Genomic DNA, 12,594 nt, shown 5'->3' on the forward strand with positions numbered 1-12,594 from the left:
CGGCAAGACGGTGACTGGGTTTGCGGCTGCGCTGGCATCAGGGGCCCCGATCGGAGATATTGCCAAAATTCTCGGTGACACACTGTTGTTTGGTAATGGGTTTCTGTTACAGATCATCATGGCAAGTACTGTGGTGATGGCTCTGATTGGCACCGGACTTTCCTCCCTGTCTACCGGAGTCAGAATCAGCTATGCAATGGGAGCCGATCGAGAACTCCCCGCTGTATTCGGCTTTTTGCATGGTCGCTACAACACGCCATTTTTGGGCATCTACTTCTTGACAGGACTCTCTGCGTTAATTGGGGCCTATGCAGTTCAGAGTGTCGATAACGTGACGATCGTGACTTTGGTCTCCAACATTGGCACCTTTATGCTGTATGGCATTACCTGCGGAGTCACGCTAGTTGCAACGCTTGAACATCTGCTCGATGGCGAAAACAATCCCATCAAAACGATCGTGATTCCCATCCTGGGTTTGGTGATGAATCTGGCGATGGTTTGCGGCATTTTTTACTACGGCTTGACCGGATCTGGGAACGCCCAAGTTAATTCGATCACTGCGATCGGCATTGCGATCGCTTTCTTTGTCGCTGGATTTGCTTACCTGATTGGTGATAGCTTACTCAAGGGCAAACCGTTGTTTCTCCCCTCTGATGTGAGACATCCACTGCGCGATCGAGTAAGTTCCAAGTAGATGTCTGTAGAGTGTGTTGAGCTACGCGAAATGTACCGATTCTTCAAATGTTAGTAGTACGTTTGTTAGTAGTACGTTTTGCAAGCCCTAAAGTCCCTCAGAATTGGCAGCTTGGGGGGCAGAAGCGCTTCACAACGAAGCAAAATCACCTCATCGAACTAGCGTCTAAACAATCCGCAAAACCAATAAGGGGAGCCACCCATGAATTTAGTTCTCGCAATCATTCAGCCTTCTAAGCTTGATGCGGTGAAAGAAGCCTTAGTTAAGTTAGGAATTCAGGGAATGACGGTCACAGGTGCCAAAGGATTTGGGCGACAAAAAGGACGACCACTCGCTTTTTTGGGACTGCTCGACATGGAAGGAAAGCCGTTTACGATCGACTTCATCCCCAAAGTCAGAATCGAAATTGTCGTGAATGATGACATTACTGATCAGGTAGTCGATACGATTGTCTCAACCGCCAAAACAGGAACGATCGGAGATGGTAAATTGTTTGTGATTCCAGTGAGTCGAGCCGTCCGCATTCGCACCAGCGAAGAAAATGAAGCGGCTTTGACGATCGAAGAACCTGCCACACTCAGCGATTCTCGCAAAAAATAATGATTCAATCTCTGGTGTTCTTTGTCGTTGCAGGTTTGTGCGAACTTGGCGGCGGCTACTTGTTTTGGCTGTGGTTACGCGAAGGAAAAAGCATCTGGCTTGCGGTGTTAGGTGTGATCATTCTGGCAATCTATGGCGTAGTTCCCACGCTACAACCCGTCAGTTTTGGACGCGCCTACGCTGCTTATGGCGGGGTTTTTATTGTGTTGTCCCTTTTGTGGGGCTGGCTGGTCGATCGAGTGCCTCCCGACAAGTTTGACTGGCTGGGCGGCTGGATTGCGCTTCTAGGCGTTTTAGTCATGATGTACGCCCCGCGACACTGAACCCTTGATTGTTTAATCTGTCTTGCGGCGATCGTAGTGTAGAACCTGCGATCGTTTTTTTAATGGAAGTTCGTCAAGTTTTTCGCTTCGTTATTCTACCCTTCTACTCCCCAACTCTAGAAGACTTTCAAATGAGCATTCCGTTTCAAGTTCTCTGTTTTAACATCAATTCGATGAGGTTTTTTCGCTGCGTTGTTTGGCGCTTCTGCCCCCCAACCCCCCAACTTTGGGGGACTTTAAGAGAAGAATTCTGGTTCAAAGTCCCCCAGCATTGGGGGATTTAGGGGGCTGCCCGGATTAATTACCGTAGCGAAAGATTTCATCGAACTGACGTTGTTTTAAGGAGGTTTAGAACCCATCCCTCATCTCTCTCGCGAAGCGGAACGAAGTTCTCCCTCATCCCTCAAGTGTTAATCTTTGCTGACACTCGCCTGATAACCCCTAGTTTTTTCCTGAAAAACAGATAAACTGTAGTTAAAGATACAGAAAATTCTTAACTATTAGGAAAAAGCGATGTTTAGGGATGTGTTAAAGCAGCGTCGGCAAGTCATCGGATTGTTCTCTAACCGCGAGACAGCCGAAAAAGCACTCGATCGCCTGGTTCTCTCTGGCTTCCCGATCGCACAAGCGTTCTTAATCGGTCACGATGGAGAATACACTGAGAGTACTGTCTCATCTGACCTTGCTGCTTCCCCCATTGGAGCGATCACAGGCACCGCAACCGGATTAAAAAAAGGGTTTGTATTAGGCAACCTGATTGGCGGAACATCCGGATTGTTATTGGGAGCAGGACTGCTGGCGCTTCCGGGTGTGGGTCAAGTGGTCTTATCGTCAGCGATCGCATTCACATTGCTAAGTGGGGGCATTTGTACGGCGGCGGGTGGTTTAGTCGGTGCCTTAATTGGTTTGGGACTCACTTCTGAACAAGCCAAAAAGTACAGTCAACAGGTCGCCAACGGCAATATTCTCCTGATAGTCGAAGGAACGGCGCAAGAGATCGATCGGGCCCAACAATTACTTAAAAAATCCGTTGTTTAGAACACTCTATTTTAGTAAGAATGTCATAGACTGCAAAAGCTGCTATCTCAACTTAGAGAGCAATCTGAAACTGCTTTGAGATGCAACTTTAGTAAATCTTACTAGAAACGATGGTTGCCGAGAATTTTCAAGACCGCGAGATCTGGGAACGGCTAGAACAAGGACGACGCGCAAAAGCGGCTCAGGGTGGCTATGCTGGCTACGGATCTCCTGCCTTTGGACAGCGATCGCTCAACGGAGAACTGGTCGAGAATCCTGACGAACAGCAGATTGTGGAGTTGATTCGCCGACATCACAAATCTGGAAAATCACTCCAGCAGGTTGCGGACTGGCTCAATCAAAATGGCTATCAGACTAAACGGGGACAACAGTGGCAGCGCATTTCAGTTAAGCGAGTCTTAGACCGCCTCTATGGGCGTACGCCGAGAATCATGGGCATGGAGCCATCTGATGATCAGGACGATTAAAATTCAGTAAGCAGCAAAAAATCGTGATCAATTGTGCAGAAACGTTACAGTCTCATCCCCTAGCGTTAGGATCTACCGTGTATACATAAGTCAATTGATCTGTACTTGCCGTAATCCTTCGCCCCTTAAATCCCCCACAAGTGAGGGACTTTGAACGAGAAATATTGTCTCAAAGTCCCCCAAAATTGGGGGGTTGGGGGGCTGAAGTGCCCAATAACGAAGCGAGAAAACTCCATCGAATTCACGTTTATTTAATTCTCATTCCTTAAACAGTAGTTCGTCAGATCTCATCTCTTCTAGTCTGTGCAGACTTCGTTCTGGTAAGCGCGGTTTGAACCGCCAGCCAAAATTGCAGGTTATTCAATTTTCGAGCCTAAGAAGTTGTTACAAGCTGTTTACAGAAGCATTTGAAATGCAAATTTGTTCTCAGGAATGCAACAAAAAAATACACATCCTCTCGTCAAAATCTACCTTAGAGCATAACTCCTGAGTCGCTTTTCCTTCTACAACAGAGTGAGGTTGCCCGATGTAGGTGTGAATGATTTTAGATCAAACAAACCAGGAGCTTGAGGAAGATGTCTTGATCTTTCCCGCTTCGTTTGCTCAACAACGGTTGTGGTTTATCGAACAACTGCTTCCTGGAAATTCTCTCTATATTATTCCGCTTGTATTTCGGCTTACAGGGTTGCTGAAGCGATCGCACCTCTACCAGAGCATTCAAGCGATCGTTAACCGTCACGAAACCCTCCGTACGACGTTTGAAGTTGTTGATGGACAGTTGGTTCAGGTCGTTGCTCCTTTGACTGTGCCGCTCAGGTTTGTTGATCTACAAGAATTACCTACTAACACTCGCGAAGGCATTGCTCTAGAGCAGATCTGGCAGGAGATTGAGCAGCCTTTTCAACTTGATCAAGGCCCCTTGTTTCGCGTGCAATTATGGCAGTTGCAGGAGACAGAACATTTGCTGCTAATAGCATTGCATCACGTCATTTTTGATGAGTGGTCAAGTGGGGTGTTGATTCAAGAATTAGGAGAACTGTATGCATCCGAGGGCAAATCGGTTTTGTTGCCACCCTTACCCATTCAATACGCAGATTTCGCTCACTGGCAGCGAGAATGGCTACAGGGAGAAGTTTTGAACAGCCAACTACGCTACTGGAAACAGCAATTAAAGGATGTCTCGATTCTAAATTTGCCCGGTGTTGTTTCTCGATCGCGCACCCCTTCATTGTCACCCCATCAGGGAGCCAGCCAGCTACTAGAACTGCCACAGTCATTACTCACTGCACTAGAAGCCCTAAGCCACCAAGAGAGCGTAACGCTGTTTATGACGCTGTTGGCAGCCTTTCAGACGCTATTACATCGTTATACGGGACAAACAGATATCGCGATCGGGTCTCCCATTGCTAACCGTCACCGTAGTGAACTAGAAGGATTAATTGGGTTTCTCGTCAACAGTCTGGTACTGCGAACTAATCTAGTCGGCGATCCAACCTTTCGGCAACTGTTAGACCGAGTGCGAGAGGTTACCCTGGCAGCCTACGATCACCAGGATTTACCCTTTGAGAAGCTAGTAGAAGGTTTGCAGCCCGTTCGTAGTCTGGGTCAAAATCCGCTCTTTCAGGTGGTCTTTGCTTTACAAAATACCCCGATCGAGCAGCTTGTATTACCTGGATTAGTGCTGAGTCCAGTCGCATTAGAAACTAAAACTTCTCGCTTTGATCTGGAGCTATATGTTTGGAAGTGTGCAGACAACTTCAGAAACCTCTGGGGCGAAGGTTGGCAGCAGTCAGACGGATTGCGTGGCGTAATTGTCTACAACACTGATTTGTTTGATTCAACGACGATCGCAGCGCTACGACAGCACTTTCAAACCTTACTACAAAGCATTGTTGCCAACCCAGACACCCCTCTCTCTGCGCTTCCTTTATTAACTCCTACAGAACAACAGGCTTTGTTACAGCAGTGGGCTAGTAATCAATCCAGTTATCCGACTGTGGGAATTCATCAACTATTTGAGGCGCAGGTTCAGCAAAGACCCAGTGCGATCGCTGTTCAATACCACCAATCATTCACTTACCAACAGTTAAATCAGGGCAGTAACCAACTAGCGCGATATTTGCAGCGACTGGGAGTTAGTGCGGGAATGCGGGTAGGAATTTGTCTAGCGCGAGGGGTTGAAGCGATCGCCGCAATGCTGGCAGTTCTAAAAGCAGGAGGCGCTTATGTTCCGTTGGACTCCAGCTATCCTCCAGAACGCCTGCATTTTATGATAGAGGATGCCGAAATTTTGGTAGTTCTGACTCAATCAGACTGGGTAGAGTTAGTACAAACTGATAGAACCAAGATCATTTGTCTGGAGCAAGAATGGGATACGATCGCTCAAGAGTCGGATGAGAATTTGTCTGTTCCCTGCACCGCGAGTCAGCTTGCTTATGTGATCTACACGTCTGGTTCAACAGGAGCGCCCAAAGGAGTCATGGTGCCGCATCAAGCCGTCAATCGACTGGTGTGTGAAACCAACTATATACAGATAGAACCGGGCGATCGTATTGCTCAGGTAGCTAATCTCGCGTTTGATGCAGCCACCTTTGAAGTGTGGGGCGCATTGCTCAACGGAGGACAACTAATTGGGATTGAACGAGAAACTACGCTTTTGCCAACTAGGTTTGTCGCCCAGTTGCAGCAGCAGCAGATTAACACACTGTTTCTAACGACAGCCTTGTTCAATCAAACGGTGAGCCAGATTCCGACGGCCTTTCGATCGCTGAAGTACCTGCTATTTGGCGGCGAGATGGTGAATGTTGATCGAGTGCGATCGGTTGTACAACAAGGCAAGCCTCAACATCTAATTCATGTCTACGGGCCAACCGAAAATACAACCTTTTCTACCTGGTATGAAGTCGAGGCTATTTTGGAGAATGCAACAACGATTCCGATTGGTCAAGCGGTTGCTAACACTCAGGTTTATCTATTAGATGACAGTCTGAATCCAGTGCCAGCGGGGGTGAGCGGCGAAATTTATTTAGGTGGAGATGGACTAGCACAGGGATATCTAAATCGTCCGGAGTTGACAATAGAAAGGTTTATTAACCCCTTCTCACGGCTCTATAAAACTGGCGATCGTGCCCTTTATCGAGCGGATGGCAATCTCGAATTTTTGGAACGAACAGACCATCAGATCAAAATTCGTGGCTTTCGGGTGGAGTTAGGCGAGATTGAGACAGTTCTCATGCAGCATTCGCTCGTACAGTCTGCTGTAGTTGTTGTGCGTGAAATAGACCTTGATCGACAGCTAGTTGCTTATGTAGTTCCCAAAGGCTTAGAGATGTTGACTGAACGGGAACTACGATCGTTTCTTAAAACAAAACTCCCTACTTATATGTTGCCTGTGGCCTTTGTCACGTTAGACACGCTTCCGCTAACCGCCAATGGCAAAGTAGACCATAAAGCGCTTCCTCCTCCGATCGCTGAACCGCATTCAACCCTCGCACCGACTAACTCGCTAGAAGCCTCCTTAATCGAACTTTGGACTCAACTACTAGGGCGATCCGTTGGCATTCACGATAACTTTTTTGAACTAGGCGGACACTCTCTACTAGCCACCCAGCTTGTCTCCCGCATCCGCGATCGATTTCAGATAGAATTGCCGCTTCGCACTGTGTTTGAAACTCCCACGATCGTCGAATTAGCCCACAAAATTGAAGCTCTCAAACCAACCCAGACCCCAGCGCAACAACGTGAGGAAATAGAACTATGACATCGATCGCTGAGTTTATTTCCTATTTAGAAAGCCTGGATGTGCAAATCTCGATCGACCAGGATTCAGACCAAATGCGGTTGCGCTGTAATGCACCCGAAGGAACTCTGACGACCGATTTGCGCCAAGCGTTAGTTGATCGCAAAGCTGAACTAATTGCATACCTGCGATCGCGTGCACTTCAACCAATCACGATCCAACCAGCCTCTCAGGGAAGTGTGTTTCCGCTATCTTTTGCTCAACAGCGGCTATGGTTTTTGCACCAACTCACACCCGACAATCCTTTTTACAATGTGCCTGCTGCCATTCGCCTAACTGGAACACTCGATCAAATTGCATTAGAGCGATCGTTTTGTGAAATTGTGCGCCGTCATACCGCCCTTCGGACAACCTTCACAACTGTAGACGGGCAAACAGTTCAAGTCGTCGAGCCTGATGGAAAAGTTAAGTTATCAGTGGTTAATTTACAGACTGTGGCGGTTAGCGATCGAGAACATATCTGCCAGCAATTAGCAGCGATCGAAGCTCAACATCCGTTTAACTTAACGACCGATCCACTGTTGCGGGTAACCTTATTGCAGCTTAGTTCAACTGAGTCGATTTTATTATTGACGCTGCATCACATTGTTGCTGATGGTTGGTCATTAGGAGTTTTAGTTCGAGAATTAGCTTGTTGCTACACAGCATTTGTTGAAGAACGATCGCCTGATTTACCACCCCTACCGATTCAATACACTGACTTTGCCTGCTGGCAGCGCACCTGGTTACAGGGCGAAATTTTAGAGAAACAACTAGCCTACTGGCGCAAGCAACTAGATGATCTGCCAGAGTTACAGTTGCCCAATGATTACTCGATTGGCGGAACTGCTCAACGTCCTGCTGTCCCAACCTATCGAGGCGCTACTCATCCACTACAACTCTCACCGACTCTCACTCAAAAGCTAATAGACCTTAGCCAACAATCCGGCGCTTCTCTATTTATGACTTTACTGGCAGCTTTTCAAACGCTGTTATACCGTTACACGGGGCAGGAAGACATTGCGATCGGCTCTCCCATTGCTAACCGTCATCGCAGTGAATTAGAGGGGCTGATTGGCTTTTTTGTGAATAGTTTGGTGATGCGATCGAGTCTATCAGGAGATCCAACCTTTCGGGAATTGCTGGGACGGGTTAAGGAGGCTGCTCTAGAAGCTTATGACCATCAAGATCTACCCTTTGAGAAGTTAGTAGAAGAACTTGAGCCAGATCGAGATCTCAGCCGCAATCCTCTGTTTCAAGTAGCTTTTGCGCTTCAGAATGCCCCGATGCAATCTCTGCAACTACCTGGATTAAGCTTGGAACCTACCCCCTTAGAATCCACTAGCACTCGATTTGACCTAGAAGTACATCTTTGGGAACCTGCTCACGGGCTGGGAAGTTTGTGGCAATCTCAGGAAGGCTTAGGTGGCTTTATTTCCTACAGTACTGATTTGTTTAAGGGTGACAGAATCAGCCGCCTAATTGGACATTATCAAACGCTACTAGAAGGCATTGTTGCCAACCCAGACGATCGGCTGCTAGACCTTCCCTTACTCACATTCCCAGAACGGCAGCAAATTGTCCAATGGAACCAAACCCCCTCGAAAGCTATCCCCGATTGCTGTTTCCATCAAATCTTTGAGACACAGGTAGAACAAGCCCCAGACGCGATCGCCGTTGTATCTGCACAAGGATCGCTCACCTATCAAGCACTCAATCAACAAGCCAACCTTCTCGCGCAAACACTGCAACACCTGGGAGTTCAGGCAAATTCTCTCGTTGGGCTGTGTGTCGATCGATCGCTGGATATGATAGTCGGAATTTTAGCCATCCTCAAAGCCGGGGGAGCTTATGTGCCGCTTGATCCAAGTTATCCGAGCGATCGACTTCACTTTATGTTGTCTGATACTCAGGTGACGATCTTGCTGACTCAATCCTGGTTAGTTCAATCTTTGCCGCCGTTACAAGCAAAAATTATTTGTTTAGATCAGCCATCACCTACCAACCTCAAACCTTGTGAAGTAGTCTCTTCAAGTCCTGATCAGCTTGCCTATGTCATCTACACATCTGGTTCTACAGGCACTCCCAAAGGTGTTCTTTTATCTCATCGTGGCTTGTGTAATGTGGTTGCCGCCCAACAGCTTCTCTTTCACCCGTCTCGTGGTAGTCGAGTTCTCCAATTGAGTTCTCTGAGCTTTGATGCTTCTGTGTTTGAGATAGTCCTAGCCCTTGGCTCTGGTGCTACCTTGTATCTTTCTCCCACACAGTTACCAGAAGTTGCTCTGGTGCAATTTTTAGAAGACAATGCGATCACTCATGCCTTACTCACTCCAGCCGTATTGGCTGTTTTACCAGCGGCAAAGCTTCCTGCTCTTCAAGTGTTGATCACAGGTGGAGAAGCTTGCTCTAGTCAGGTCGTCGATCGCTGGGCAGTCGATCGCCACTTTTTTAATGCCTATGGCCCGACTGAGACAACTATCTGGGCAACTGTTGCCAAGCTGAATCCAGGTGATTGTCCCCTAACGATCGGTCATCCCGTTTTGAACACTCAGGTCTATATTCTCGATGCTAACTTAAATCCTGTCCCCGTCGGCATTCCAGGGGAACTATATGTTGGAGGTGCAGGGCTTGCTCGTGGCTATCTCAATCGACCCGAACTAACCGCCGAGCGATTTATTCGTACCCAATACTCGACTCTTTACAGAACGGGCGATCGTGCCTGCTACCATTCTGACGGAACAATTGAGTTTTTGGGTCGAGTCGATCACCAGATCAAAATCCGAGGTTTTCGAGTAGAACTCGGTGAAATCGAAGCCACATTACAGCGTCATCCAGCAATTCGAGAGGCGGTAGTTGTCGCTTCCAAAGAGCCATCTGATGAGCGGTTGATTGCTTACTTTAGCCTCGATCGCTCCCATATTCAGCAAGCTTTACAAACCCAACACCTTCAACACTGGCAAGCCCTCTACAACCAAACCTATCAATCCCCAACTTCTACTTCCCAATTCAACCTGACAGGCTGGAACAGCAGCTACACAGGCAAGCCGATTCCCTCTGATCAGATGCAAGAGTGGGTGAGCGATCGCGTTCAGCAAATACTTGCGCTCAATCCCAAACGAGTGTTAGAAATTGGCTGTGGTACGGGCCTACTGCTGTTTCAAATTGCCCCGCACTGCCAGAAGTATGTGGGAACAGATTTCTCGAAAGTAGCGCTAGAGTCGATTCAAAAGCAACTAGAAACGCTTCCTCAAGTAGAACTACTCCAGCGAACTGCAACTAACTTTGAGAACATTGATACTGCATCGTTTGACGTAGTGATCTTGAACTCGATCGTGCAGTACTTTCCCAGCGCCGACTATCTAATGCAGGTGTTAGAGAAAGCCATTCAGACTATAGCTCCGGGCGGTGTATTGTTTGTGGGTGATGTGCGAAGTCTCCCTTTACTAACGGCGTTTCATACCTGGGTGCAATTTTGTCAGGCAGATGCAGCAATGGATCGCACTCAACTTCAACAGCTTGTGAATCGATCATGCTTTGAAGAACCTGAACTCGCGATCGACCCCAAGTTATTTGATGCGCTGCAAGACAAATTTCCTCAAGTTCGACAAGTACAAATTCGCCTCTCACGCGGTCGTAGTCACAATGAGATGACCCAGTTTCGCTATAACGTTTTGCTGCATATAGACGCACAAGACAAGCCGCAAACACCGCTACCTCCCATCCAAAAAATTAGTTGGATCGATGCAATTACGGTTGAAGCCATTCAAAAGCAGCTAGTAGAAACTAAACCAGAAATTCTGCTAATTACGAATGTTGCGAATAGTCGAGTCAATGCTGCGGTCAAAGCTGCCAACTGGTTACGCACTCAATCAGCCCCAAAAACCGTGGGACGACTCCGCGACGAGTTGCAAAACGCTACGACGATCGACCCCCAACAATGGTGGGACTTAGAAACAGTACTACCCTACACTGTCGAGATTACCTGGTCAAGACAATCTCAGGCTGGGGATTATGATGTTCTGCTAGTTCGGCACGGCGTTACTGCGTTAATCAACTTATCTACTTCTCAGCAGGTTGACCAATCCTGGAGCCACTACACTAACTACCCACTTCAGTCTCAATTTGCTCGTCAACTCATTCCTGATCTCCGTCAATATCTGAGACAAACGCTACCTGACTACATGGTGCCTTCTGCCTTTGTGCCATTAGAAACGCTGCCTCTCACGGCTAGTAGTAAAGTCGATCGCCGCGCCCTTCCACCGCTAAGTGAAGTAACATCAAGACCATCAAACGCGCCCTCAACTCAAACAGAATCAACCCTGATTGACATTTGGCAAGAACTCCTGCGGCTCAAGCAAGTCAACCCACACGACAACTTTTTTGAACTAGGGGGACACTCCCTACTAGCCACCCAGATGACCTCTCGTGTACGCGATGCTCTGGGTCTAGAACTGCCCTTAAAGACTGTGTTTGAAGCTCCCACGATCGCTCAACTTGCTCCCATTCTAGAAACCTTGCGCGACAGTGCTTTAGAAAGTGCTTTAGAAACTAAAATTCCTCCCTTAGTTCAGCTTAATCGGTCTGCTTATCGGCGCAAACGCTTGGCTCCAGAATCTACACCCCACATTGCTCACAACCTCGACCAATTGAATGAATCACCCTCTGAGCCAACAATCGCACAATCCTTCACAGAAGCTCGATCGCCCCTTGTTCCGCTAACGTTGGGTGACAGTGAACAGCCTTTTTTCTGTGTTCATCCTATGTTTGGGGTTGTGTTTCCCTATCTCGAACTAGCGCATCATTTGGGCAGTCATCGCAGCTTCTACGGACTTCAACCGCTGGGACTAGATGGAAAATCTTCTCCCCTGAATCAAATCGAAGCGATCGCGGCTTACTATATTCGAGCGATTCAGACACTCCAGCCGCGAGGGCCCTACTTTTTGGGGGGTTGGTCATTTGGTGGGCTGGTTGCCTTTGAGATGGCGCAACAACTCACTCAGGCAGGTCATCAGATTAGTTTATTAGCGATGCTCGATACTCCCGCTCCTTGCAACAAACTATCGCTCTATCACAGCCTCAAGTTTCTTTTTGGAACTGCCCTCTGGTCTACGCTGCCGTTTTTACTCGACTATGGTGCATTGGCGACTAATTGGCTTCATTCCCGCAACCCCCGGTTTGCTCGCTGGCAGTGGTCATCGATCGCCCGTCAGATCCCCGAAGCAGCCCGATTACAGCTACTAGACGAATCTGCGATCGCTTCTATCCTAAAAATTGTCTATGCCAACGCTCAAGCTGCCTACCGCTACACGCCGCGATCTTATCGCGATCGCATTATCTTATTCAAAGCGGTTGAGAACTCGGATGCGATGGGACAAGACCCTACACTAGGCTGGAGTGCATTGACAAATAATATTCAACTACACCAAGTACCGGGCAATCATTTATCTCTACTAAAACCGCCCCATGTTCAGACCTTAGCCCAACAACTGAGAAGCTACTTGTCATAAAACAATGGGCAATTCCATAGAAGTTTTTCGCTTCGATGTTCCATGCTTCTGCCCCAAGTTGCCAATTCTGGGTGATTTTCAGACAAGATTTTGATTCAAACCTCACTCGTGCGAGATTTAGGGGGCTGCCTGAATTAACGTGAATTCGATGGAGTTTTCTCGCTTCGTTATTCAGCACTTCTGCCCC

7 protein-coding genes are annotated in these 12,594 nt (G+C 47.8%); all 7 read left to right on the forward strand.

What is annotated here, in order from left to right; translation table 11 throughout:
• A partial coding sequence (locus ACKFKF_RS31640) for a hypothetical protein (RefSeq protein WP_446871368.1) occupies positions 1–694 on the forward strand: 694 nt, incomplete at its 5' end.
• A gap of 201 nt (positions 695–895) precedes the next feature.
• On the forward strand, positions 896–1,294 hold the full coding sequence (locus ACKFKF_RS31645) for a P-II family nitrogen regulator (RefSeq protein ID WP_446871370.1): 399 nt from the start codon (positions 896–898) through the stop codon (positions 1,292–1,294).
• On the forward strand, positions 1,294–1,617 hold the full coding sequence (locus ACKFKF_RS31650) for a YnfA family protein (protein WP_446871371.1): 324 nt from the start codon (positions 1,294–1,296) through the stop codon (positions 1,615–1,617). Before ACKFKF_RS31645 ends, ACKFKF_RS31650 begins: the two co-directional genes overlap by 1 nt.
• A 513-nt stretch (positions 1,618–2,130) precedes the next feature.
• Entirely contained in the window at positions 2,131–2,655 is a 525-nt protein-coding gene (locus ACKFKF_RS31655) for a hypothetical protein (protein ID WP_446871372.1), read from the forward strand.
• Positions 2,656–2,765: 110 nt separating this feature from the next.
• Positions 2,766–3,122, forward strand: coding sequence for a recombinase family protein (locus ACKFKF_RS31660; protein WP_446858416.1), 357 nt, complete (start codon positions 2,766–2,768; stop codon positions 3,120–3,122).
• 538 nt (positions 3,123–3,660) lie between these two features.
• On the forward strand, positions 3,661–6,882 hold the full coding sequence (locus tag ACKFKF_RS31665; RefSeq protein ID WP_446871373.1) for a non-ribosomal peptide synthetase: 3,222 nt from the start codon (positions 3,661–3,663) through the stop codon (positions 6,880–6,882).
• Positions 6,879–12,407 carry an amino acid adenylation domain-containing protein gene (locus tag ACKFKF_RS31670; protein WP_446871374.1) on the forward strand — a complete coding sequence of 1,843 codons (5,529 nt, stop codon included), beginning with the start codon at positions 6,879–6,881 and terminating at the stop codon, positions 12,405–12,407. The genes ACKFKF_RS31665 and ACKFKF_RS31670 overlap by 4 nt, the downstream gene beginning before the upstream one ends.
• Positions 12,408–12,594: the final 187 nt, after the last annotated feature.

This window comes from Phormidesmis sp. 146-12 (assembly GCF_052939495.1).

What these genes read in the sequence shown, in the direction of transcription:
- ACKFKF_RS31645 (WP_446871370.1), top strand. Translation starts at nt 896, where the DNA reads ATGAATTTAGTTCTCGCAATCATTCAGCCTTCTAAGCTTGATGCGGTG.
- ACKFKF_RS31650 (WP_446871371.1), top strand. Translation starts at nt 1,294, where the DNA reads ATGATTCAATCTCTGGTGTTCTTTGTCGTTGCAGGTTTGTGCGAACTT.
- ACKFKF_RS31655 (WP_446871372.1), top strand. Translation starts at nt 2,131, where the DNA reads ATGTTTAGGGATGTGTTAAAGCAGCGTCGGCAAGTCATCGGATTGTTC.
- ACKFKF_RS31660 (WP_446858416.1), top strand. Translation starts at nt 2,766, where the DNA reads ATGGTTGCCGAGAATTTTCAAGACCGCGAGATCTGGGAACGGCTAGAA.
- ACKFKF_RS31665 (WP_446871373.1), top strand. Translation starts at nt 3,661, where the DNA reads ATGATTTTAGATCAAACAAACCAGGAGCTTGAGGAAGATGTCTTGATC.
- ACKFKF_RS31670 (WP_446871374.1), top strand. Translation starts at nt 6,879, where the DNA reads ATGACATCGATCGCTGAGTTTATTTCCTATTTAGAAAGCCTGGATGTG.